This is a genomic window from Vibrio sp. 1731 (assembly GCF_033339955.1).
Taxonomy (GTDB): domain Bacteria; phylum Pseudomonadota; class Gammaproteobacteria; order Enterobacterales; family Vibrionaceae; genus Vibrio; species Vibrio alginolyticus.
In genome coordinates this window covers 44,749-70,204 of sequence record NZ_JAWOVO010000024.1, presented here as the reverse complement: position 1 = coordinate 70,204, position 25,456 = coordinate 44,749, and the positions used below count along the sequence as shown (strand labels likewise).

Sequence of the window (25,456 nt, the reverse complement as noted above, 5' to 3'; positions counted from 1 at the left end):
GTCTACGTTTCGCGATCCGTGAAGGTGGCCGTACAGTAGGTGCTGGTGTTGTTGCTAAGATCTTCGACTAATTCATAACGAATTAAACGAAATCTTGCACTGTTCTTCTTTTTGAAGAAAGCGCATCGAAAAGGGAAGCTTAGGCTTCCCTTTTTCATTTCTAGATTACATTTAGTTATAAGTGTTGAAATAAAAGACGTCACTTTTTCGATTTAAAAACAGAGTTTTACCGGCTTTGTTTCTTAACGCTTTTACTCACCCCTCTTAACCCTTTGATCTTTTCCTGCAGCGGTAAAATCGTTATAACCAAATATTCTGAGCGGACACCATAATGCGACTGGTAACAAGAACTATTCTTGTTTATATTGTTTGTCACAGATTAGTTTTATAGGTTTTTTGAGTATGTACGTTTGTCTTTGCCATGGTGTCTCCGACAAAAAAATTAGGAAGTTGGCGATAGATGAAGGCGTAACAGATATTAAAGGAATCAAAAAGTGCACGGCATTGGGCAGCCAATGTGGTAAGTGCATCAGACAGGCCAAGGAAATTTTAGCGGAAACTAGTTACACGGAATTTAAACAAGCCAGCTAATTGCTGTAAGTATGCAGTAATTATTTGCCTTACATTTTGACACCTTCTCATTTGCTTCTACATTTAAATGAAGCCAAAGAGGAGGGTTTTGTCATGAAAGGCGATCCAATCATCATTCAACATCTCAATAAAGTGCTCGGTAACGAGCTCGTCGCTATTAATCAGTATTTTCTTCACGCCCGAATGTATAAAGACTGGGGCTTAAAGCACCTAGCAGACAAGGAATATCACGAATCTATCGATGAGATGAAGCATGCCGATCATCTAATTGAGCGTATTTTGTTCCTTGAAGGCCTACCGAACCTACAAGATTTAGGTAAGTTGATGATTGGTGAAGATACCAAGGAAATGCTCGAGTGTGATTTAAAGCTTGAAATGGCGGCTATTCCAGATTTAAAAGATGCGATTGCCTACGCTGAAGACATTCGAGATTATGTGTCTCGAGATCTCTTCCAAGATATTCTTGAAGATGAAGAAGAACATGTTGATTGGCTAGAGACGCAACTTGGCTTGATTGAAATGTCTGGTATTGAGAATTATCTCCAAGCGCAATACGTGGACGAAGAGTAACGATACTTTCTGAGTTTGCATACTCCAATAATAGTAAGAAGAAAGAGCACCTGACTCGAAAATCAGGTGCTTAACCCCGTTATCTGGTCTAATCTCTTTTATTATCGGCTTTTTAAGGATATTGCTCGCAATCTTGCCTATGAAGTTTGATTTCTATCCGATAGAATTTATGCCCCCTTACCTAAAAATAAAAAAGAGAAACGTCCATGTCTGAAGACAACCACCAAGCAGCCACTCCAGAAGAAGAACATCGCCAAAAAGCATTGGATTACCATGCTTATCCAACTCCAGGAAAGATTGCTGTCGAACTGACAAAGCCTGCGGAAACGGCGGGTGATCTTGCCCTTGCTTACAGCCCTGGTGTTGCAGAGCCAGTGCGTGAAATCGCACAAAACCCGGATAACGTGTACAAGTACACTGCAAAAGGGAACATGGTTGCTGTTATTTCTAACGGTACCGCTATTCTAGGTCTAGGTAACCTAGGTCCACTTGCATCTAAGCCAGTGATGGAAGGTAAAGCGTTACTGTTTAAGCGTTTTGCAGGTCTTGACTCTATTGATATTGAAGTTAAGCACCGCACGATCGATGAATTTGTTGATACTGTTGCGAGCATTGCAGACACTTTTGGCGGTATCAACCTTGAAGATATTAAAGCACCAGACTGTTTTGAGATTGAAAAGCGTCTGATTGAACGTTGTGATGTACCAGTATTCCACGATGATCAACATGGTACTGCTATTGTAACGGCAGCGGGTATGCTGAATGCAATCGAACTTCAAGGTAAGAAACTTGAAGATTCAACAATTGTTTGTCTTGGCGCCGGCGCTGCCGCTGTAGCGTGTATGGAGCTTCTGATCAAATGCGGCGCAATGCGCGAAAAAATCTACATGCTAGATCGCAAAGGTGTGATTCACACTCGTCGTGATGATCTTAATGAATATAAGCAGCTATTTGCGAACAATACAGATAAGCGCACACTAGAAGACGTGATTGAAGGTGCAGATCTGTTCCTAGGTGTATCTGGTCCAAACCTATTGCCAGCGGAAGCGTTGAAGTTGATGGCAGATAAGCCAATCGTATTCGCATGTTCTAACCCGGATCCTGAAATCAAGCCGGAACTTGCTCACGCAGTTCGTGATGACTTGATCATGGGTACTGGCCGTAGTGATTATCCTAACCAAGTTAACAACGTATTGTGTTTCCCATTCATTTTCCGCGGTGCTCTTGATGTGCGTGCAAGTGAAATCAATGATGAAATGAAACTTGCAGCCGTTGAGGCGATTCGTGAGCTAGCAAAAGAGCCTGTACCTGAAGCCGTATTGAAGGCTGCAGGTGTTGATAAGCTAGAGTTTGGTGCGGACTATATTATTCCAAAACCAATGGATTCACGTTTGCTACCACGTGTTGCAAAAGCGGTTGCTCAGGCGGCGGTTAATTCAGGTGTAGCTCGTATCGAGATGCCTGAAAACTACATGGCAGAGTAATATATCTTTCAGATGTGATACACAAAAATGGGACGCTATTGCGTCCCATTTTTTATGTCATTCATTTGGCTCGAGGCAAGAGTTATTACCTGAAACCTCTTATCAGGCTTTTTTATTCTTCGTCGAATGACTCAAATTCGATGCCCATTTCCGTCATCAGCGCTTTTACTTCTGTTGGAATATCATCAGGACGGTCTTTACGAAGGTCTTCATCTGTCGGAAGTGGCTGACCTGTGTACGCGTGCAAAAATGCCTCGCATAGCAATTCACTATTGGTTGCATGGCGTAAGTTATTGATCTGACGGCGAGTACGCTCATCAGTTAGCACCTTTAAAACTTTTAGCGGGATAGAGACGGTAATTTTTTTTACTTGTTCGCTTTTTTTGCCGTGCTCTGCATATGGGCTAATGTATTCGCCATTCCAGTCAGCCATTGCACACCTTCATTTATGTAATCGGTTAAAAATAATTTAGGTGCTGATTTTAGCTGCATTTACCGCCATAAGCAAAGACATATAGACGTCTAGAAGTGTTGACGTCTCATTTTTTGACGAGTAAAGTGAACATAACAGCAAAGGAAGCGTGTTGATCACTTTATGTTACTCATTAGATATAGCGCATTCCTATTTAGAAGTCATTACCCGTGAAAGGATACACCCATGAGCACTCGCAAACCTGCGACCATTGCAGTACGCACTGGTATTGAATCAGACAGCCAATATCATGCTGTCGTTCCACCTATTTATCTTTCCACTAACTATGGTTTTCCTGCTTTTGGTGAAGTGCCCAAGTATGATTACACACGATCTGGTAATCCAAACCGCGGACTGTTGGAAAGTGCGCTATCTGAACTTGAGTCTGGAAAAGGAGCGGTTGTTACTAACTGCGGTACGTCGGCATTAAATTTATGGGTTTCCGCTTTTCTCGGCCCAGATGATCTCATTATTGCTCCTCACGATTGTTATGGTGGTACCTATCGTCTTTTTAATACCCGAGCTAACAAAGGCGATTTTAAGGTTCAGTTTGTCGATCAATCAGACGAACAGGCTTTAGATGCTGCATTGGCACAAAAACCAAAACTCATTTTGCTAGAAACTCCGTCAAACCCTCTGGTTCGCGTAGTGGATATTGCAGCTACTTGTGAAAAAGCGAAACAAATCGGCGCGTTAGTTGCGGTGGACAATACCTTTTTGACACCCGTGTACCAAAAACCTTTAGAGTTAGGTGCGGATTTTGTTATCCACTCCACAACAAAGTACATCAACGGTCATTCGGACGTAATTGGTGGGGTAATCATCACCAACACAGAAGCGCATGCAGAAGAGCTTGCATGGTGGGGTAATTGTATTGGTGCAACGGGCACACCTTTCGATAGTTACATGACACTGCGAGGTATTCGTACGCTTGCTGCTCGTATGAGAGTACATGAAGAGAGCTCACAGCAGGTACTGGCTTACCTACAGAAACAAGCGTTAGTTAAAACTATCTATCATCCAAGCCTGCCGGAACATCCAGGTCACGACATTGCTAAAAAGCAGCAAACGGGCTTTGGCTCTATGTTGAGTTTTGAGTTTGCTGGTTCGTTTGAGCAGTTAAAGGTGTTTGTGAAAGAGCTCCAACTGTTTTCATTAGCAGAGTCATTAGGTGGTGTAGAAAGTTTGATTTGCCACCCAGCATCCATGACGCACCGTGCAATGGGTGAGGAGGCGCTGGCGGAGGCTGGGGTCTCTCATCAACTATTGCGTTTGTCTGTCGGTTTGGAAGATGTACAAGACCTCATCACAGATTTAGAACAAGCGTTCGCTAAAGCTACCCAGTAATAGGAGACGATAACAATGACTGTACAACGTCAGCTGCATAAGTTTGGTGGCAGTAGCTTAGCAAACCCAGAATGCTACTTACGCGTTGTGGGTATTCTCAAGGAGTATTCGACAGAAAATGATCTGGTGGTCGTCTCTGCTGCAGGAAAAACCACTAACCGCTTGATTGAGTTTTTGGAAGGGTTAAATAAAGATGGCCGAATTGCGCATGAAGCGCTTCAAAGCTTAAGACAGTTTCAAACTGAGCTAATAGAAAGCTTGTTGGAGAGTGAAACAAAAGAAGAGCTGTTAGCTTTATTACATGATGAGTTCAGTACTCTCTCGGAGCTGACTGCACCACTCACTAATGCGCAAAAAGCCGCGGTACTGGGGCACGGAGAAGTATGGTCTGCTCGCCTATTGGCCGCGTTATTATCTCAACGTTCTATCCCTGCGGTTGCACAAGATGCACGAGCGTTTTTACGTGCAGAAGCGGGAACTCAACCAGAGGTTGATCGTGCTCGTTCATACCCTTTAATTAAAGAGATCCTCGCGCAGCATAACCATAAACGTGTGGTAATTACTGGCTTTATGGCTCAGAACGAGGCAGGAGAAACCATTCTACTTGGTCGTAACGGCTCTGACTATTCTGCAACGGTCATAGGCGCGCTTGCTGAAGTCAGTACTGTCACGATTTGGAGTGATGTTGCTGGTGTCTATAGTGCCGATCCACGTTTGGTGTCTGACGCTTGTTTATTACCGTTACTTCGATTGGATGAAGCCAGTGAACTTGCTCGCTTAGCTGCCCCAGTGCTACACAGTCGTACGCTTCAGCCTGTGGCGCAAAGTACCATGGACCTTAATCTCAAGTGTAGCTATCTGCCAGAGTCGGGTTCTACTCGTATTGAGCGTGTATTGGCATCTGGTCGTGGCGCTAAAATTATTACTTCACTGGATGATGTTTTATTGGTGCAGTTGTCTTTCATGCATGGGCACGACTTCGAAAAAACACAGAGTGATGTATTACAAGCGTTGCAGCGCGCGCAATTAGAGCCACTGGCATTTGAAGCTCAATCCGATCAGCATACGCTACGCTTGGCTTACACCGCAGAAATCGCCGGTGGTGCATTGAAACACTTGCAAGAGCTTGCGGTAGAGGCAGAAATTAAGCTAAAAGAAGGTTACTCGCTCTTAGCTGCGGTAGGTGCAGGCGTTACGAAAAACGCCAATCATTGCTTTGGCTTTTATCAGAAGCTAAAGCACTCTCCGGTAGAATTTATCTCTGAAACAGACTCAGGGCTGAGCCTAGTCGCTGTTTTGCGCCGTACTGATACCGAGGCGTTGGTTCAAACGATTCATAGCCAGTTGTTCCAAGCGCAAAAACGCGTGGCAGTGGCTTTATGTGGCAAGGGTAATATTGGTTCTAGTTGGTTAAATTTATTTGCGACGCAAAAAAGTGAGCTCGAAAAACGTCATGGTATGAGCTTTGATCTTGTCGCGGTTGTGGATAGCCAAACCTATTGGTTCGATGAGCAAGGTATTGAGGCGGCGAGTGTTGCTGAACGATTTGATGATGAAAGCATAGCCAACAATGGGGATTGGCTGGCACGTTTGGGAGCGCTTAAAAGCTATGATGAAGCCGTCGTGCTTGATGTTACCGCGAGTAAAGAGTTAGCTCAGCGCTACGTAGAAATCGCACAGCAAGGCATTCATTTGATTTCCGCTAACAAAGTGGCCGGTTCCGCAGATAGTCAGTACTACCATCAGGTTCAAGATGCATTCGCTAAAATTGGTCGTCATTGGCTATACAACGCAACGGTTGGTGCTGGGTTACCGATAAACCATACCGTGCGAGATCTTCGTGAAAGTGGGGATGAAATCGTTGCTCTATCGGGGATTTTCTCGGGGACGTTATCATGGCTGTTCCAACAGTTTGATGGTTCTGTGCCATTTAATGATTTAGTCGATCTTGCTTGGCAGCAAGGTTTAACCGAACCTGACCCTCGTTCTGATTTAGATGGCTCCGATGTAATGCGTAAGTTAGTCATCTTGGCTCGAGAATCGGGCCTAGATATTGAACCAGACAGCGTTAAAGTTGAGTCTTTGGTGCCAGAAGAATTAAGAGAACTGAGCTTAGATGATTTCTTCGATAATGGAGCGTTGTTGAGTGAAATACTTCAAGAGCGTCTGACAAAAGCACAGAGAAACGATCAAGTGCTTCGCTATGTGGCGCGTTTAGAAAAAAATGGTAAAGCAACGGTGGGAGTCGAAGCGTTATCTCGTGAGCACGCGCTCGCCAACTTATTGCCATGCGATAACATTTTTGCCATAGAGAGCAAGTGGTACAAAGATAACCCTCTGGTCATTCGAGGACCAGGCGCAGGCAGAGAAGTGACAGCCGGCGCTATTCAATCCGACCTCAACCGATTGGCTGGTTTATTTTAAAGTTGCGATTGACCTAAAAACCCTGGAATTAATCCAGGGTTTTTTATTCCCCTATCAGTGCCATACTGAAGTCATAACCCGTGCAAAATGGCGAGATGATGCTCAAGTAGAAACTTGAACTATCTTCATTATTAACTTGAGAAAAATTCATAATTACAAGGTTGACATTAAATCGTATTCAATACATTCTGTAGACATATAGACGTCTAAACGTCGATTTTAAGGATTTGTTTTCGTGGCGGAGTGCCGCAGGGAGAGTAAGATGGGATATACGCACGCAGGCCATATCGACGCCTTGAACCAGAATATTGCTGAGTTATCAGATAACATCAATGTATCGTTTGAGTTTTTTCCGCCAAGCAGCGCTAAGATGGAAGAAACACTTTGGAATTCAGTGCACCGTCTTAAAACGCTTCAACCTAAATTTGTTTCTGTGACTTACGGTGCGAACTCCGGCGAGCGTGACAGAACACACTCCATCATTAAAGAAATTAAAGCAACAACCGGATTGGTTGCCGCTCCCCATCTCACTTGTATTGATGCGACTCGTGAAGAGTTGATTAATATTGCCGATGATTATTGGAACAATGGTATTGAAAATATCGTCGCTCTGCGTGGTGATATTCCTCCAGGTGGCGGTGCGCCTGATATGTATGCCTCGGATTTGGTTGAGCTGCTGAAATCACGCCACGATTTCGATATCTCCGTTGCTGCATTCCCTGAGGTTCACCCTGAAGCTAAAAGCGCTCAGTCTGACTTATTGAACCTAAAACGTAAGGTAGATGCAGGTGCAAACCGTGCTATTACTCAGTTCTTTTTTGACGTTGAGTCTTACCTGCGATTCCGTGACCGTTGTGTCGCAGCAGGAATTGACGTAGAAATTGTGCCAGGAATTTTGCCTGTATCGAACTTTAAGCAAGCTTCTCGCTTTGCGGCACAGAACAATGTGAAAGTACCAGGATGGATGAGCAAACAATTCGATGGCTTGGATGATGATCCGGTGACTCGCCAGCTTGTAGGAGCTAGCCAAGCTATTGATATGGTGCGTGTACTGAGTCGTGAAGGGGTTAAGGATTTTCACTTCTACACACTAAACCGTGCAGAGATGACTTACGCGTTATGCCATACGTTGGGTGTTCGTCCTCGCGCAGTAGTCGGTGCGTAAACCTAGTTTCAAAAAGATAAAAGGCTTGCCAAGTGGCAAGCCTTTTTCGTTTTATCAAAGCAAAAGGAGTTTAACCAATCACTTCAAGTTCAGTTAGAACTTCTTCTGCCCAAGTGATCCAAGTTTCACGTAACAGTAGGTTACGGCGAAGCGTTAGACGTTCTAGGCGAGCTTGTTTATCTAAAGTTGACGGCGTTGCGTAGTAAGCCGCTTCAATTTCTTTGTAGTGAGAAACCAGTTTGCGAGACTCTTCAACTAGCTCGGCGAGTTGGTCACGGAATGGAGCCGCTGGTTGAACGGCACATGCCATCAATTTCGCTGAAAACTCATCACGAACTGTTGGGTGTGCAGTTGGTTGATCAAACCACTCTCCTAAAGCGCTGCGACCAGCGTCTGTAATGGAGTAAACCTTGCGGTCTGGTTTGCCTTCTTGGGGTTCTAATACGCAAGTAACCAGTTCTTTCTCAGCCATTTTGTTGAGTTCACGGTACACCTGTTGGTGGCTTGCTTTCCAGAAGTAACCGATGCTAGCAGAGAATTCTTTAGTGATATCGTAACCGGTTGCGTCGCGAGTGCTAAGAACAGTTAAGATTACGTGTGGTAATGACATGTCTTCAATCCAAATGGTCAATAAACTTGTAAACAAGCTACTTATACTTTCAGCTGCGCTCTTACTGGCACTTGAGTTTTTTAATGTATAAGTAGCACCAACAATGTTGGTCCTGTCACCTTAAAGCCGTTTATCACCTAGAGAGATGGGGAGTCCCATCAAGGCTGGAGCAGGTATGATTGGATTTATGAGCTCTCAGCAGGCAAGTAGTATATAAATAATAAGCATGAAGTGGAATAGTAGGACAAAATTACCCTAAAAAACTAACATAATAATCAATAGTGTTAACTTGTGGTTTTTTATTCTTTTATTTTGGTATTTTTTGGGTCTCTAGTGGTATATTTAACTGCCTTTGTTTTGGTGCGATTATCCTGTGATAAAAAAAAGCTGAGCATTTGCCCAGCTTTCTATTAAAAATGAAACGATTAGCCTGTGTTGCGCATCCCTGCAGCAATACCAGCAATCGTCACCATCAACGCTTCTTCCAAGTTTGCAGAAGCTTCTTCGGTTTGACGCGTGCGGTATAGCAGCTCTGCTTGTAGCATATTCAATGGCTCAACGTAGATATTGCGTAAGCGAATAGACTCGAGTCCCCAAGGGTCATGCTGCATCAAGTTTTCATTGTTCTCTACATTCAGTACCGCTTTGATGTCTTCTTGAAGCTGAGCACGAAGCTTTTCACCGAGTGGACGGAGCGACTCATCCACCAATCGCTCATCGTAGTAGCGAGAGATATCAATATTACACTTCGAGTACACCATTTCCAGCATGCCGAGACGAGTTGAGAAAAATGGCCATTCGCGGCACATCTCTTCGAGCAATGCTTGGTGGCCTTTATCGATCGAGTATTGAATCGCTTCACCTGCGCCTAGCCATGCAGGAAGTACCAAACGGTTTTGACTCCATGAGAAGATCCACGGGATTGCACGTAAGCTTTCTACTCCGCCCTTAGGGTTGCGTTTTGCAGGACGAGAACCAAGTGGCAACTTGCCGAGTTCGAGTTCTGGTGTTGCTTGGCGGAAGTAAGGCACGAAATCTGGCTCGCCACGAACCACATTTCGGTAAGACTCACAGCTTACTTCTGATAGCACTTCCATCAAGTCGCGCCATTCTTGTTTTGGCTCCGGTGGCGGTAACAAGTTGGCTTCCAGAATCGCACTTGCATATAGGTTAAAGCTGTTTACTGCGACATCTGGGAGTCCCAGTTTAAAGCGGATCATTTCGCCTTGCTCTGTTACACGTAAACCGCCTTTCAAGCTTTTTGGTGGTTGCGACAAAAGCGCAGCATGCGCAGGTGCGCCACCGCGACCGACTGTGCCCCCACGACCATGGAATAGAGTTAGCTCAACGCCTTCTTCTTCAGCCACTTTAACTAACGATTCCATCGCATGATACTGAGCCCAACCAGCAGACATAACACCTGCATCTTTCGCTGAGTCAGAGTAACCAATCATGACCATCTGGTGGTTTTGGATAAAACCACGGTAAAGGTCAATCCCCATAAGCTGCTTGATGACCGATTCTGCGTTGTTCAAATCGTCTAGCGTTTCGAACAGAGGACACACATCCATGCGGTAAGGGCAACCTGCTTCTTGTAGCAGTAGATGAACGGCTAGTACATCAGAAGCGGTACGTGCCATTGAAATAACGTAAGCGCCAAACGCTTCACGCGGTTGTGCTGCAACAATCTTACAGGTATCCAAAACCTCTTTGACGGGTTCAGACGGTTCCCAATCACGAGGGAGAAGCGGACGTTTAGATGCCAGCTCGTTAGTTAGAAAAGCAATCTTATCTTGCTCACTCCATTGTTCGTAATCACCAATACCTAAGTAGCGAGTTAGTTCAGACAAGACGTTTGAGTGACGCGTGCTCTCTTGGCGGATATCAAGACGTACAAGATGGATACCAAATGCTTTTACGCGGCGTAGTGTATCCAGTAGTGAGCCGTTGGCTATTACACCCATGCCACATTCGTTTAGTGACTGGTAGCAGGCATACAGCGGTTCCCAAAGTTGCTCGACTTTTTGCAGTGGGGCTTTAACGGCCAGTTTTTGACCGTGGATCTTAGCATCGAGAATATCTTTGGTTTCATTGAGCAGAGTGCGTAATTGCTTCAGGATCGCACGGTATGGTTCGTGCTGATCTTCGCCAGCAAGTTCACGGACTTGATCGTTTGAAACTGTCATAGACAGCTCGCTGATCAACTCGTTGATGTCATTGAGATAAAGATCGGCGGCTTTCCAACGAGACAATAGTAAGACTTCACGCGTAACGTTGTGAGTAACAAACGGGTTACCGTCACGGTCACCGCCCATCCAAGAGGAGAAGTGCACTGGGCGAGCATCAATGGGTAAACCTTCTCCAAGGTAAGATTTTAGACGGTCATTCATCTCACGTAGGAAGTCCGGTACTGCTTCCCATAGCGAGTTTTCAACGACCGCAAAGCCCCACTTTGCTTCATCCAACGGAGTTGGGCGTTGTTGTCGAATCACGTCTGAATGCCAGCCTTGGGCAATCAGTTGCTCTAGGCGGCGTTCGGTTTTTCTGCGCTCTTTAGAAGAAAGATCGCTTAGCTCCAACTTTGATAAGCACTCGTTTATCTTGACCAGTTTGTTGATCATCGTGCGGCGCGTAATTTCTGTTGGGTGAGCCGTCAATACCAATTCAATATTTAGATCACGAACCGCTTGGGCAGTGTCCAGTTTGCTCACATCGTTTTGTACCAGTTTAGAAAACAGCGAGTTAATCGCGTCTGGCTCGCAAATGTGCTCTTCACAATGGCGTGAAATCGTGTGGTATTGCTCAGCGATATTGGTGAGGTTTAGAAATTGGTTAAACGCGCGAGTAACGGGCGTTAGCTGCTCATCAGGTAGATGTTTGATTTCTTCGATCAAGCTGTCCCTGTCTGCTTGATTCCCTGCTTGAGCTGATTTGGATAATTTACGAATGGTTTCCACTTTCTCGAAGATTTCTTCGCCATGGGCATCGCGAATGGTGTTACCCAATAAGTGGCCTAACATGCGCACATTACTTTTGAGTGCGGCGTATTTCTCGTTCATTGTCGTCCTGCCTCGTAAAAAAACTACATCCATTGTCCTTGTTAAGACTCCAATCTAGCGAAAAGCACCAGTTATAGTCAAATAAAGCAGACTAAGTTTGCAATTATTCCGCTGTCTCCTGATTTAGAGCAAATTTACGGCAGCCATAGAGTAAGAAGTGAAAATTAATTACAAAATAACAAGTTAAATAAGTGTTAAGACTCGCGCTAAATTGTGAAGATAAAAAGATGCAGCTCAATCGAGCTGCACAGACTTTCGAGCTTAAACGCGTATTAACAGCAGTACTTGACCATCGCCTTTGAAAGCACATCAATTGTGGGGTCGATAAAGTCGAAGGATAGAAACTCATCCGGTTGATGGGCTTGGTCGATTGACCCAGGGCCGAGCACCAAGGTTGGACACAACTGCTGTAGAAATGGTGCTTCAGTACAGTAGTTCACGGTTTCTGAACTGGTTTGGCAGATCTCTTCAACACCACCAATAAATGGGTGGTCATGTTGGCATTCGTAACCCGGAATAGGCTCATGCAATGGAATAATCTCCAGTCTCCCAGGCCATTTCGCTTCGACTTCTTTTAATGCTCCGCGCAACATGTTCTCTAAACCATCAAGGCTAATGCCGGGAAGAGGACGCACGTCGTAATGCAGCTCACAGCAACCACAAATACGGTTAGCGCTGTCACCACCGTGAATGTGTCCAAGATTTAGGGTAGGGCTTGGAATGGCAAAACCCGGATGGTGATATTCTTTAATCAATTTGTCACGCAGTTGCATCATGGCGAACATGACTTCATGCATGATCTCAATAGCGTTAACGCCAAGCGCTGGGTCCGATGAGTGACCGGACTTGCCTGTTACGCGAATGGCATTTGCCACATGCCCTTTATGACCTCGAATTGGTACAAGGCTGGTGGGTTCACCAATGATGCAGTAATCCGGCTTAAATGGGGCGTTTGCTGTGAAATGTCGCGCGCCCAACATGGTGGTCTCTTCGTCACAAGTGGCTAATACGTAAAGTGGTTTGCTCTGCTTGCTCCAATCGACTTTCTTCACTGCTTCATAAATAAAGGCGAAAAAGCCTTTCATGTCTGCTGTGCCTAAACCGTAGAAGCGGTTGTCTTTTTCCGTCAGTTTATGCGGATCAAAATTCCATCGCCCTTGATCGAATGGCACGGTATCGCTATGGCCAGCAAGTAAAAGGCCACCTTCACCCTCACCCATACGTGCGATCATATTGTGCTTGCCTGGCTCGACTTCGATCACTTCAACGCTAAAACCCAGATCTTTAAACCAAGATGCGAGTTTTTCGATGACTTTTGCATTGCCCTGATCCCAGCTCGGATCCGTGGAGCTGATAGAAGAGGTGCTGATGAGTCCTTCATAGACCTCTAGAAAAGTTGGTAATTGCATGGATTCTTCAAATCTCCTGTTGACAGACAGACCACAAAAATGTAAAACACATATTAAATCATATTTAATGAATAAAAAATCAAAATAAAGCAAAAATTAAATATGAATAGTCATTTGAGCCTTTAAGTATATGGATGTTACACAATGCTAAAAACCACGATTATTGGAGCCAGCGGTTACACCGGCGCAGAGTTAGCGTTAATGGTTAATAAACACCCACAACTCACGCTATCAGGTTTATACGTTTCCGCCAACAGTGTTGATGCGGGAAAGAGCATCGCGCAGCTGCACGGTAAGCTAGCGGGCATCATTGATATGCCAGTTTTACCACTAACGGATCCACTGCAAATCGCTCAAGAATCGGACGTGGTGTTTTTGGCAACGGCTCACGAAGTCAGCCATGATTTAGCCCCAACTTTCTTGGAGGCAGGCTGTCAGGTATTCGATTTATCGGGTGCATTCCGTGTGAAAAGTGAAGGCTTTTACGACACTTTTTATGGCTTCGAACATCAACATAACAACTGGCTAGATAAAGCAGCATACGGCTTAGCAGAGTGGAACCAAGAATCAATAAAAACCACTCCTTTGATTGCAGTAGCAGGTTGCTACCCAACCGCTTCACAGCTTGCAATCAAACCTTTATTAGAACATGCGTTGCTTGATACCAACCAATGGCCAGTGATCAACGCAACCAGTGGTGTATCAGGTGCAGGGCGTAAAGCCTCCATGGTTAACAGCTTCTGTGAAGTGAGCTTGCAACCTTATGGTGTATTTAACCATCGTCACCAGCCAGAGATTGCTCAGCACTTGGGTTGCGATGTGATTTTTACTCCGCACCTCGGCAACTTTAAACGCGGCATTCTTGCCACTATCACCATGAAGCTTGCGCAAGGTGTGACAGAAGCACAAGTGGCACAGGCGTTTGAACAAGCTTATCAAGGCAAGCCTGCGGTGCGTCTTAAAGGCGACGGTATTCCACGTATTCAGGATGTCGAAAATACCCCTTTCTGTGATATCGGCTGGAAGGTACAAGGCGAACACATCATTGTGATTTCAGCTATCGACAACCTACTTAAAGGTGCATCGAGTCAAGCGATGCAATGTCTCAATATTCATTACGGTTACCCAGAACTGACAGCGTTGCTGTAGTCGTTGAAAGAGGGAAATGCGATGACGCAAACCAATCAAGCTCCTTTAGTCATTAAGCTAGGTGGTGCAGCTCTATCATGCACTCAAACCTTAAGCCAACTTTTTGGTGCCATTGCGGCTTACCAAAAATCGGCACAGCGACAAATCGCCATCGTTCATGGCGGTGGCTACCTAGTTGATGAGTTGATGGCAAAGCTTCAGCTTGAAACCGTTAAGAAAAACGGTTTACGCGTAACGCCTTACGATCAAATTCCTGTGATTGCAGGCGCGCTTGCAGGCACTGCGAATAAGTTACTTCAAGGTCAAGCGATTGCGGACGGTCTTAACGCTGTGGGCCTTAGCCTTGCGGATGGTGGTTTGTGTCTTGTTGAAGAACTTGACCCAGAACTCGGCGCGGTAGGCAAAGCATCACCGGGTGACTCAGCACTATTACAAGCGGTGCTAAACACAGGTGCACTGCCGATCATCAGTTCAATTGGTTTAACCAAAGATGGCCAGATGATGAATGTGAATGCTGATCAAGCAGCAGTCGCGGTTGCGGGCGCATTAGATGCGGAGTTAGTCCTGTTATCAGACGTGAGTGGTGTATTAGATGGAAAAGGCCATTTGATCAAAACCCTGTCAGAGCAGCAAGCTAACTCGTTGATCGATGGACATGTGATCACCGATGGCATGATCGTCAAAGTTAAAGCCGCTTTGGAGGCCGCCAATGATCTTGGCCGTCCAATTGAAGTCGCGACCTGGCGTTACCCAGAAAAATTAGCACAGTTATTCGCTGGTGAAAGTATTGGTACTCAATTCTTGCCTCAATAAGCATCAGCAAAAGAATTCAATATTAGGAAGTCGTAGTTGGCACTGACCGCCGAGCGCAGCGCCAGTTAAGTTTGGAGAAAAAACATGAGCAAAGTGAACGTAAATAAAGTGGTAGTCGCATACTCAGGCGGTCTAGATACTTCAGTAATTATCCCGTGGCTAAAAGAGAACTACGACTGTGAAGTAGTGGCTTTCGTTGCCGATGTTGGTCAAGGTGCCGAAGAGCTAGAAGGCATTGAAGCGAAAGCAAAAGCCTCCGGTGCTTCTGAATGCTACATCGCTGACCTGAAAGAAGAAATGGTCGCAGACTACATTTACCCAACGCTAAAAACCGGCGCGTACTACGAAGGTAAGTACCTGCTAGGTACATCAATGGCGCGTCCAATCATTGCCAAAGCGCAGGTTGAAGTGGCACGTAAAGTGGGCGCGGACGCTCTGTGTCATGGCTGTACAGGTAAAGGTAACGACCAAGTGCGTTTCGAAGGTGCATTCGCAGCACTAGCACCGGACTTACAAGTGATTGCACCTTGGCGTGAGTGGGACCTAGTGAGCCGTGAAGAGTGTTTGGATTACCTCGCTGAGCGTAACATTCCTTGCTCTGCGTCTCTTACTAAGATCTATTCACGTGATGCAAACGCATGGCACATTTCGACGGAAGGCGGCGTTTTAGAAGATACGTGGAACGCACCAAACGAAGACTGCTGGGTGTGGACTGTCGACCCAGAGCAAGCGCCAAATGAAGCGGAATACGTCACGCTGAAAGTAGAAAAAGGTGAAGTGGTCGAAGTTGATGGTGAAGCGATGACACCATACAACGCACTGGTTTACCTAAACGAGAAGGGCGCTAAGCACGGTGTTGGCCGTATCGATATCGTGGAAAACCGTCTTGTTGGAATGAAGTCTCGTGGTTGCTATGAAACACCGGGAGGCACCATCATGATGGAAGCGCTGCGCGCTGTAGAGCAGCTTGTGCTAGACAAATCATCATTCGAGTTCCGTGAGGAGCTAGGTCTAAAAGCGTCTCACCTTGTATACGATGGCCGTTGGTTTACGCCACTATGTAAATCGATCCTTGCTGCTTCAGAAGAGCTAGCGCAAGACGTTAACGGTGAAGTGGTTGTTAAGCTTTACAAAGGTCAAGCGACAGTCACGCAAAAACGTTCTGACAACAGCTTGTATTCAGAAGAGTTCGCGACTTTTGGTGAAGATGAAGTTTACGACCAAAGCCATGCAGGTGGGTTCATCCGTCTTTACTCGCTATCAAGCCGTATTCGTGCATTGAACAGCCAGAAGAAATAATCCCTTAACATCCATCTTGGATTGAATAAAGACCCGCCATTTATAGGCGGGTCTTTTGGTTTCTAAAAGCGGGTACCTAAATTTGTCTTGAATATATATGTAAAAATATTGAATTTATACTTTATTTTTTATCGAAATTGCCGTAACGTTGACCCATAAGAAAAAGTGAGCAAATGACCATCAAATTGGTTACTACTCATTCGAGAACGTTAGAGTAAGCAATAGTCATCAGGAGAGACGCAATGGCATTATGGGGCGGAAGATTTACCCAAGCGGCAGACACCAGATTTAAAGAGTTCAATGATTCGTTGCGTTTTGACTACCGATTGGCTGAGCAAGACATCGTAGGTTCAATCGCATGGTCTAAAGCTCTGCTTTCTGTTGATGTGCTATCGGCAGAAGAACAGCAAAAACTGGAACTTGCTTTAAATGAGCTGAAGTTAGAAGTGATGGAAGACCCTCACCAAATTCTTCGCTCTGGTGCAGAAGATATCCACTCTTGGGTTGAGCAGCAGCTAATCAGTAAAGTGGGAGATTTAGGTAAAAAACTCCACACTGGGCGTTCTCGGAATGACCAAGTCGCCACAGACTTGAAACTTTGGTGTCGTCAGCAAGGTCAGCAATTGTTGATTGCTTTAGATCGCCTACAAGCACAAATGGTCCATGTTGCTAAACAGCACCAAGGCACCGTATTGCCAGGCTATACTCATCTTCAGCGTGCTCAACCTGTAACCTTTGCTCACTGGTGCTTGGCTTATGTTGAAATGTTCGAGCGTGACTACTCTCGTCTGAATGATGCCTTACAGCGTCTCGATACTTGTCCACTTGGCTCGGGTGCGTTAGCGGGAACGGCTTATCCGATTGATCGCGAACAATTAGCACATAATCTCGGTTTCCACCGTGCTACGCGTAATTCACTCGATTCGGTTTCAGATCGTGATCATGTGATGGAGCTGATGTCGGTGGCTTCGATTTCTATGCTGCACCTTTCTCGTCTCGCCGAAGATATGATCTTCTACAATTCAGGCGAGTCAAACTTCATTGAGTTAGCGGATACGGTGACATCTGGTTCGTCATTAATGCCACAGAAGAAAAACCCAGATGCACTTGAGTTGATCCGTGGTAAGACAGGGCGTGTCTATGGCGCATTATCGAGCATGATGATGACAGTTAAAGCCTTGCCATTGGCGTACAACAAAGACATGCAGGAAGATAAAGAAGGGTTGTTTGACGCTTTAGATACATGGAACGACTGCATGGAAATGGCAGCTCTGTGTTTTGACGGTATTAAAGTGAATGGCGAGCGCACACTAGAAGCGGCGAAACAAGGTTACGCAAACTCGACGGAGTTAGCTGATTACTTAGTGGCGAAAGGCATCCCATTCCGTGAAGCTCACCACATCGTCGGTGTCGCGGTCGTTGGTGCTATTGCTAAAGGTTGTGCGCTAGAAGAACTGTCTATCGAAGAGTTAAAAGCCTTCTCAGAGGTCATTGAAGCGGATGTGTATGACATCCTGACTATCGATTCGTGTTTGGAAAAGCGTTGTGCTTTGGGTGGTGTTTCGCCTCACCAGGTCGCTTACGCGGTAGAACAAGCGGATAAGCGCCTGAGCCAGCGTGACAGCTCGGCGGTGAAAGTGCGTCCTGCACGTTTGACGGACATTGAAACGTTGGAAGGTATGGTTGCTTACTGGGCGAACCTTGGTGAGAATCTTCCGCGCTCTCGTAATGAGCTCGTGAGAGATATTGGCTCTTTTGCGGTGGCTGAGCATCATGGTGAAGTGACGGGTTGCGCTTCTCTATATGTGTATGACTCAGGGTTGGCAGAAATACGCTCTCTTGGTATCGAAGCGGGCTGGCAAGGCCAAGGGCAGGGTAGTGCGATTGTGAACTATTTGGTTGAGAAAGCGCGCCAGATGGCGATCAAGAAAGTCTTTGTTCTAACGCGAACGCCTGAGTTCTTTATGAAGCAAAGCTTTTTACCTACATCGAAGTCATTACTGCCGGAGAAAGTTCTGAAAGATTGCGATCAGTGCCCACGTCAACATGCATGTGATGAGGTAGCGCTTGAGATCAATTTAATGGAGCAAGTGATCCAAAAAACGCATGTGGCATGAACTGAAGTTGTGGAGTGATTTTATTAGCATTCAATGACATAGTCATTTTCCTGTTTACTTACATCAGTATTCGCTAAAAAAATCGAAAAAATTTGGAACCTTTGAGAGGAAGCCCGGTCTATTAAAGTACCACTGCTTTTTCTTAGAAGAATCTAAGAGAGCCCCAGAACTGACATTGGTTTTGGGGCTTTTTTCTATCTGTCACTTTTCTCTTTTTTATTGGCCTTTTTTTGTCCCTTTCGACGTTGCCAAGGCAAGATGACAAAACGCATCCATAAGTGTAGAAACAACAAAACGTTGAAAGCGAAGCCGGCAAAGATCAAAGCGATCGACTCGATGCTTTGTGGATCATCTTTGAGCGTAAACCACCACACAATCCAACACAGTACAGAAAGTACCGTCAATTGATCCAAGCATCGTTGGCAACGTCCAAGTTTTTTCCAAAACCAATGTTCCTCGCAGCGGCGACAAGTCATAGTGTTTTCCAAACCATTAGTGTTGCTTCAGATTATATATCTAACTAAATGGTGGAAAGCGTTTCTTACACGGGCTTAGAGCGCCATGACACAACCAAAAATGGAAAGTTAGCTTTGTAAAAGCTTTGTGGCACGTAATTGATGTATGGTGTGCTGTCAGTCTTTAACAGGAAATATAATGATGTCGACAGAGTTGAAACTTGCGCTGAGTATCGCTGGTGGGTTCTTTATGATCGGTGTTGTCGCGATTTATATGGTCAGCCGCTATGCAATGATGGCAGCGTAAGAGAGATTTTATTGCGCCGAAGTAACAAAGCAAAGCCTCGTTGATGATGAGGCTTTGCTTTATATTTAGATAGAAGCCTGAAAGCGTTAGCAGCCAGGGCCGCAGTCAAGACAATGTTTCACCATTTCTGGCCCTAAGTGTAGTTTTGCATTCAAATCACGTAGAGCGGTGCGGACGCCTTCTTCAATCACTGGGTGATAGAAGGGCATATCTAACATCTCAGAAATCGTCATCCTATTTTGGTGCGCCCATGCTAAAAGGTGAGCAAGATGCTCTGCATTCGGGCCCATCATTTCTGCACCTAAAAAACGTCCAGTGCCTTGCTCTCCGTAGACATGCAGAATGCCTTTATTACGAAGCATGACGCGCGAACGTCCTTGATTTTCAAACGAGACTTCACCGGTTGCGAAACATCCACATGTGCCTAGACGTGTTTCTAGTTGTTTATATGTTTCTCCAACCATAGCAATTTGAGGGTCGGAGAACACGGCTGAAATTGGTGAGCGACGCAGACCCGCACGAATATCTGGGAAACGGCCTGCGTTGTCTCCAGCAATACGGCCTTGGTCAGCGGCTTCGTGCAGCAGTGGAATTTGGTTACTTGCATCACCTGCGATGAAGATGCTCTCTACCGAAGTTTGCAATGTGTAGTGATCCGCCGTTGGTACGCCACGTTCATCGAGAGCCACATTGGTGTTCTCGATCGCCAGCTTATCGACGTTTGGACGACGACCCGTTGCGGCCAATACGTAATCGACAACGAAAGTTTCTAATTCACCATCATGGTTGATGAATTGGATTTCGACCTTGTCTTCGCCGTCATTGTCTGACGAAGCAATGCGTTTCATACTTTCGACTTTTACATCTGCATCAAGGTAGAACTCTTCCTTAAAGGCTTTATCTGCATACGCCATCACCTCTGGGTCTGTCAGTGGGCCCACTTGTCCTCCAAGGCCAAAGAGCTTCACGTTTACTCCTAGGCGGTGTAAAGCCTGACCCAATTCAAGGCCGATGACTCCTGGGCCAAATACTGCCACGGACTCTGGTAAGTCATCCCAGTCAAATACATCATCGTTAATCACTAGGCGATCACCCAGTTCATTCCAAGCTGCCGGATATGCTGGACGAGATCCTGTCGCAATAACAATGCGCTGTGCGGTGACCTGAGTATGATCATCTATGATGAGAGTGTGGTCATCGGCAAACTTCGCGTAGCCCGATAGTTTGTCTTCAGCGGGAATATCATCGACACTTTCAAGCACAAAGCCAACAAAACGATCGCGTTCGCGCTTTACACGATCCATAACTTCTCGTCCGTTAATTCGTACTTCACCTTGCGGGTGTATCCCAAATCCAGGTGCTTTTTCGATTTGATGAACACTTTCTGCTGCCGCAATTAACAGCTTAGACGGCATGCATCCGACACGAGCACAGGTTGTTCCGTAGGGACCGCCCTCAATCATTACCACGCTGTTGGTATGAGCTTTTGCTGCTCGATAAGCACCAAGACCAGCCGTCCCGCCACCAATAATCGCTACGTCGACATTAACTTGTTTCATCGTGAACTCTCGCTTTTGTTTTAAGCCAAGCTAGCTACATTGAGCTTGGAGAGTGAATTGGATAGTTGAATCTGGATAAGTAGTCACCTTATTGGCAGATGACTACTTATCTAGACTAGTAGAAGAAGTGGTTTAGGGTTGGCCTCCGAGCCAAAAGGCACCGGAGACCGAGGGTGTAGGCTATGGACAGCTTAGCCTAGATACGCTTCTAGCTCTTCGCTACCGCCGATGTGCTTGCCACCGATAAAGACTTGTGGAACAGTCGTGCGACCAGATATAGCTCGTAGACTAACTGTTGTTGCGTCTTTACCCAGAATTACTTCTTCATATTGAAGACCGTGGTCAATTAGATTTTGTTTCGCTTTCATACAGAAAGGGCAGCCTGGTTTAGTGAACACCGTGATGGATTCTTGCGTTTTGTAGTCAGGCGCTATGTAGTTCAGCATCGTATCTGCGTCTGACACCTTGAATGGGTCGCCTGGTTCGTTTGGCTCAATGAACATTTTTTCCACTACGCCATCTTTTACTAGCATGCTGTAACGCCATGAACGTTTGCCAAAGCCGATGTCATTTTTATCCACTAACATACCCATGCCATCGGTGAATTCACCATTACCATCCGGGATGAAGGTAATGTTTTCTGCTTCTTGGTCTTGTTTCCATGCATTCATCACGAACGTATCATTGACCGAGACACAAATAATCTCATCCACTCCGTGCTCTTTAAATACAGGGAACAATTCGTTGTAACGAGGTAGATGGCTTGATGAACAGGTTGGAGTAAATGCACCCGGTAAGCTAAATACGATGACGGTCTTACCTTTAAATAGCTCATCGGTCGTTACATTCACCCAAGCGTCACCTTGACGAACTGGAAAAGTAACTTGAGGGACTTGTTGACCTTCTTTAGATACAAACATAATGATTTCCTTTAACTATTTTAAATTATGCGTATAGAGCTTAGCGTTTTTCGTCGCTCTGTTTCGTTTTGTTGAGCCCATTATTGTAAAAATCCTTTGATAGCTCTAATCGTTTGGTGTTATGGTTTTGATAGGTATTAGCTATTGTTATAGAAGCGAAGCGTGAAGTATGAATATTCGAGATTTTGAGTACTTAGTTGCACTTGCGGAACATAAGCACTTTCGCAAAGCGGCAGAGGCATGTTTTGTTAGTCAGCCAACACTGAGTGGGCAAATTCGTAAACTAGAGGATGAACTCGGGACCACGCTTTTAGAGCGAAGCAGCCGACGTGTTTTGTTTACCGATTCAGGGTTACAGCTGGTGGAGCAGGCTAAACGCATCTTAAGTGAAGTGAAAACCTTCAGAGATATGGCAAGCGGTCAAAGCGGAGCCATGACTGGACCGATGCATATTGGTTTCATCCCGACGGTTGGGCCTTATCTATTACCCAAAATTCTGCCGCAGATAAAAGAAGCATTTCCTGAGCTGGAGCTATTTCTGCACGAAGCTCAGACACATCAATTAGTGCGTCAATTGGAAGAAGGTAAACTAGATTGCTTAGTTTTAGCTTCGGTTGATGAAACTGCGCCATTTAAAGAGATCGAAGTGTATCAAGAGCCATTAAGTGTCGCAGTGCCATGTGACCACGAGTGGGCCTCTCTCGACCATGTTGATATGTTGGAGCTGAATGGTAAAACCGTTTTAGCGTTGGGAGACGGCCACTGTCTGAGAGATCAAGCGTTAGGTTTTTGTTTTGCCGCTGGTGCAAAAGACGATGAGCGTTTTAAAGCCACCAGCTTGGAGACGTTACGCAACATGGTTGCTGCCGGTGCGGGGATTACGTTATTGCCTCAGCTTTCTATCCCTAATGAGAAGCAAAAAGATGGCGTATGCTACGTACCAGCTGTTAACCCAACCCCCTCGCGTAATATCGTTCTCGTATACCGTCCGGGCTCACCATTACGAGCTAGGTTTGAAGCTTTAGCAGCGAAGATTAAAGAGGTGTTGGCTTCTTATCCATCATTGAATGCTGCAGCATAAAAAGCAGAAATAAAAAAGGGAGAGCTTGATGCTCTCCCTTGTGCTTTTGTGATTTAGAACAGTTCTTCTGCGCCAGAGCCTGAAGAATAAATACTATCTTCTAAACGGTCGCCAGCGTATTCGGTAGGCTCCGTGCCTTTTTCAAAATATTCGAACATTGATGTGCTATCTACTTTGTGCGTTAGCATACCGCTGTTGCGATCAATACGAACTCGAATAATATCCTCTGGAATATTTTTACCTTGCTCCGGCGTCCCTTCTAGCGCAACACGCATGAAGTCAATCCAAGCAGGCTCTGCGGTTTTCGCACCCGACTCGGCACCAGAAATTTGGCCTTGCCCTAGGTTGCTGTTAACTGTGGTGCGGCCAAGTGCACGTGAGTGATCATCAAAGCCAACCCAAGCTATCGCAACGACACCAGGTCCATAGCCATTGTACCAAGCATCCTTGGAATCATTCGTTGTACCCGTTTTACCCCCGATATCACGACGACCAAGTTTTTGCGCGCGCCAGCCTGTACCATTCCAACCTGTGCCTTCACGCCAGTTACCGCCACCCCAAATGTTGCTGTACATCATCTCACGCATTAAGAATGCATTCTGTTCAGAGATAACTTGCGGTGCATATTGAGGTTCATCATTTTCAAGGGCATTGTCTGTTGCTAGGCCATCAATTGCGACGTCTTGTTCGCCAAATTCATCAGCGTAGCGATTTTCTGGCTGCTCGCTCATTTGCGGACAATCCTTATGACAAACGCTCTTTGGATTCGCTTTAAACAGCACTTCACCGAATGCATCTTCCACGCGTTCTACGTAGAACGGTTCGACGTAATAACCTCCGTTCGCAAATACAGAGTAGCCTTGTGCTACTTTCATTGGTGTTAAGCTACCAGCACCGAGCGCGATGGTCTCTGAACGTGGTACTTGGTTAATATCAAAACCGAAACGAGTAAGGTACTGACGTGTCTCCTCGAGGCCAACTTCACGGAGTGTACGCACTGCCATGACGTTTTTTGATTGAGCTAAGCCGAGGCGAAGACGCGTTGGACCACCATAAGTTGGTGGTGAGTTTTTTGGTCGCCAAGCTGAACCCGAACCTGCATCCCACTTGTTAATCGGCGCATCGTTAATCAAAGTGGCTAGAGTCAGCCCTTTGTCAATTGCTGCCGAGTAGATGAAAGGCTTGATACTTGAACCAACCTGACGTACTGACATGGTTGCACGGTTAAACTTGCTGTGAACAAAGTTGAAACCACCAACCAGCGACAATATCGCGCCATTTTCTGGGTTCATCGCAACAAACGCGGTGTTTGCTGTCGGCACTTGGCTCAGTTTCCAGCTCAGTGTTGTGTTGTCATCTTCATCGGTTTCACTTACTTCGCGAACCCAAACTTGTTGACCTGTCGCTAGCACATCATGCGCTGACTTTGGTGTTGAGCCTTGGCGGTTATCAGTAATGTACTTACGTGCCCAGTGCATTCCAGTCCAAGGGATGGTTTGCTCTTCATGGTTCTTAACCCATACTTGCGCCGTCTTATCATCGACTTTCGTCACAACCGCAGGGTAAAGGTCACCATAAGTTGGCTGTTTCTTCAGGTGCTTTTCTATTTGCTCATTGTCCCAGGCCGCTTCCCCTTCTTTCCAAAGCACACTTTCTGCACCACGGTAGCCGTGACGTTCATCGTATGACAAGAGGTTATTTACCGCAGACGTATTTGCAGCATCTTGCAGTTTAGAATCCACAGTCATGTAGATATTCAAGCCAGAGGTGTAAGCTTCTTCTTCACCGTATTCTTTTACTGCCCATGCACGAGCCAACTCTGCTACGTAAGGTGCGGAAAGCTCAATCTCAGCGCTATGATAACGCGCCACGATAGGTTCATTGCGTGCTTCGTCATACTGCTCTTGTGTAATGTATTTCTCATCAAGCATTCGCATTAATACAACGTTACGGCGTTTTGTTGCACGCTCAAGAGAGTAAATTGGGTTCATGGTTGATGGCGCTTTTGGCATACCAGCGAGTGTTGCAATCTCACTTAACGTCAATTCATCAAGGCTCTTGCCAAAATACACTTGAGCGGCAGCACCAAAGCCATATGAGCGGTAACCAAGGAAGATTTTATTGACATAAAGCTCCATGATTTCTTGCTTACTTAAAAGCTGCTCAATATGGATAGCAATAAAAATCTCTTTAATCTTACGCATGATCTTCTTCTCATTAGATAAGAAGAAGTTACGAGCTAGCTGTTGCGTAATCGTACTTGCACCCTGTTTAGCCGAGCCTGAAACCGCAACAACAACAGCTGCACGAGTGATGCCGATAGGGTCGATACCGGGATGCTCGTAGAAACGGCTATCTTCGGTTGCGATGAGCGCGTGAATTAAGTCTTGAGGAATTTCGTCATAAGTAACAGGAATACGACGCTTTTCACCGAACTGTGCGATCAGCTTCCCGTCTTGACTAAACACCTTCATAGGTGTTTGTAATTCAACGTCTTTTAGAGTTGCAACATCTGGCAATTCAGGCTTCACGTACTGATAGAAGCCAAATATTGTGGTGACTCCAAGAATTATGCAAATCAATGTTAAAAATAATAAACGCTTTATGAACTTCACCGGAGAATCC

The 25,456-nt window shown here is 45.6% G+C and carries 19 protein-coding genes and 1 pseudogene; 12 read left to right on the top strand and 8 right to left on the bottom strand.

The features are described from left to right. The 4 genes and pseudogenes from R7035_RS21260 to R7035_RS21245 all read left to right on the top strand — a co-directional run. Positions 1-71: pseudogene (locus R7035_RS21260) on the top strand (elongation factor Tu); the annotation flags it as partial. Positions 72-402: 331 nt separating this feature from the next. Beyond that, positions 403-591, top strand: a complete 189-nt coding sequence (locus R7035_RS21255) for a (2Fe-2S)-binding protein (protein ID WP_005381360.1) — start codon at positions 403-405, stop codon at positions 589-591. Positions 592-684: 93 nt separating this feature from the next. Then, complete coding sequence (bfr, locus tag R7035_RS21250) at positions 685-1,161, top strand: bacterioferritin (RefSeq protein WP_005381359.1); 477 nt, start codon at positions 685-687, stop codon at positions 1,159-1,161. A 206-nt stretch (positions 1,162-1,367) separates the two neighbouring features. Continuing rightward, on the top strand, positions 1,368-2,645 hold the full coding sequence (locus R7035_RS21245) for a malic enzyme-like NAD(P)-binding protein (RefSeq protein WP_005381358.1): 1,278 nt from the start codon (positions 1,368-1,370) through the stop codon (positions 2,643-2,645). A 112-nt stretch (positions 2,646-2,757) separates the two neighbouring features. On the opposite strand, the gene metJ is transcribed toward R7035_RS21245, so the two are convergent. Continuing rightward, positions 2,758-3,078 carry a met regulon transcriptional regulator MetJ gene (metJ, locus tag R7035_RS21240; protein WP_005381353.1) on the bottom strand — a complete coding sequence of 107 codons (321 nt, stop codon included), beginning with the start codon at positions 3,076-3,078 and terminating at the stop codon, positions 2,758-2,760. 225 nt (positions 3,079-3,303) lie between these two features. On the opposite strand from metJ, the gene R7035_RS21235 reads away from it, so the two are divergent. From R7035_RS21235 to metF, 3 genes are all read left to right on the top strand, one after another. Beyond that, complete coding sequence (locus tag R7035_RS21235) at positions 3,304-4,464, top strand: O-succinylhomoserine (thiol)-lyase (RefSeq protein ID WP_171343380.1); 1,161 nt, start codon at positions 3,304-3,306, stop codon at positions 4,462-4,464. Positions 4,465-4,479: 15 nt separating this feature from the next. Then, on the top strand, positions 4,480-6,888 hold the full coding sequence (locus R7035_RS21230) for a bifunctional aspartate kinase/homoserine dehydrogenase II (RefSeq protein WP_171343379.1): 2,409 nt from the start codon (positions 4,480-4,482) through the stop codon (positions 6,886-6,888). Between the two features lie 262 nt (positions 6,889-7,150). Beyond that, entirely contained in the window at positions 7,151-8,053 is a 903-nt protein-coding gene (gene metF, locus R7035_RS21225) for a methylenetetrahydrofolate reductase (RefSeq protein ID WP_005381345.1), read from the top strand. A 70-nt stretch (positions 8,054-8,123) separates the two neighbouring features. Here metF and R7035_RS21220 read toward each other — a convergent pair whose 3' ends face one another. From R7035_RS21220 to argE, 3 genes are all read right to left on the bottom strand, one after another. After that, a complete protein-coding gene (locus tag R7035_RS21220) occupies positions 8,124-8,663 on the bottom strand; it encodes a PadR family transcriptional regulator (RefSeq protein ID WP_005382791.1) in 540 nt (179 codons plus the stop codon). A gap of 425 nt (positions 8,664-9,088) precedes the next feature. Continuing rightward, entirely contained in the window at positions 9,089-11,722 is a 2,634-nt protein-coding gene (gene ppc / locus R7035_RS21215) for a phosphoenolpyruvate carboxylase (protein WP_053307549.1), read from the bottom strand. 272 nt (positions 11,723-11,994) lie between these two features. After that, the gene (gene argE, locus R7035_RS21210; protein ID WP_005381335.1) at positions 11,995-13,131 is read right to left on the bottom strand and encodes an acetylornithine deacetylase; all 1,137 of its coding nucleotides are present in this window, start codon (positions 13,129-13,131) and stop codon (positions 11,995-11,997) included. A 144-nt stretch (positions 13,132-13,275) separates the two neighbouring features. Here argE and argC point away from each other — a divergent pair, with 144 nt between their 5' ends. The 4 genes from argC to argH all read left to right on the top strand — a co-directional run bounded on the left by argC (position 13,276) and on the right by argH (position 18,509). Further along, a complete protein-coding gene (argC, locus tag R7035_RS21205; protein WP_005382790.1) occupies positions 13,276-14,280 on the top strand; it encodes an N-acetyl-gamma-glutamyl-phosphate reductase in 1,005 nt (334 codons plus the stop codon). Between the two features lie 21 nt (positions 14,281-14,301). Further along, positions 14,302-15,093, top strand: a complete 792-nt coding sequence (gene argB, locus R7035_RS21200; RefSeq protein ID WP_005381333.1) for an acetylglutamate kinase — start codon at positions 14,302-14,304, stop codon at positions 15,091-15,093. A gap of 84 nt (positions 15,094-15,177) precedes the next feature. Continuing rightward, entirely contained in the window at positions 15,178-16,392 is a 1,215-nt protein-coding gene (locus R7035_RS21195) for an argininosuccinate synthase (RefSeq protein ID WP_017821738.1), read from the top strand. Between the two features lie 242 nt (positions 16,393-16,634). Further along, complete coding sequence (argH, locus tag R7035_RS21190) at positions 16,635-18,509, top strand: argininosuccinate lyase (protein WP_138939166.1); 1,875 nt, start codon at positions 16,635-16,637, stop codon at positions 18,507-18,509. A 194-nt stretch (positions 18,510-18,703) separates the two neighbouring features. Here argH and R7035_RS21185 read toward each other — a convergent pair whose 3' ends face one another. From R7035_RS21185 to R7035_RS21175, 3 genes are all read right to left on the bottom strand, one after another. Beyond that, complete coding sequence (locus R7035_RS21185; RefSeq protein ID WP_025768083.1) at positions 18,704-18,985, bottom strand: DUF3624 domain-containing protein; 282 nt, start codon at positions 18,983-18,985, stop codon at positions 18,704-18,706. Between the two features lie 372 nt (positions 18,986-19,357). Beyond that, on the bottom strand, positions 19,358-20,830 hold the full coding sequence (locus R7035_RS21180; protein ID WP_053304156.1) for a dihydrolipoyl dehydrogenase: 1,473 nt from the start codon (positions 20,828-20,830) through the stop codon (positions 19,358-19,360). A gap of 191 nt (positions 20,831-21,021) precedes the next feature. Further along, complete coding sequence (locus R7035_RS21175) at positions 21,022-21,750, bottom strand: redoxin family protein (RefSeq protein ID WP_053350732.1); 729 nt, start codon at positions 21,748-21,750, stop codon at positions 21,022-21,024. A gap of 169 nt (positions 21,751-21,919) precedes the next feature. Here R7035_RS21175 and oxyR point away from each other — a divergent pair, with 169 nt between their 5' ends. Then, positions 21,920-22,831, top strand: a complete 912-nt coding sequence (oxyR, locus tag R7035_RS21170) for a DNA-binding transcriptional regulator OxyR (protein WP_005381326.1) — start codon at positions 21,920-21,922, stop codon at positions 22,829-22,831. A gap of 53 nt (positions 22,832-22,884) precedes the next feature. On the opposite strand, the gene R7035_RS21165 is transcribed toward oxyR, so the two are convergent. Continuing rightward, on the bottom strand, positions 22,885-25,446 hold the full coding sequence (locus tag R7035_RS21165; protein ID WP_005381325.1) for a penicillin-binding protein 1A: 2,562 nt from the start codon (positions 25,444-25,446) through the stop codon (positions 22,885-22,887). Positions 25,447-25,456 lie beyond the last annotated feature (10 nt).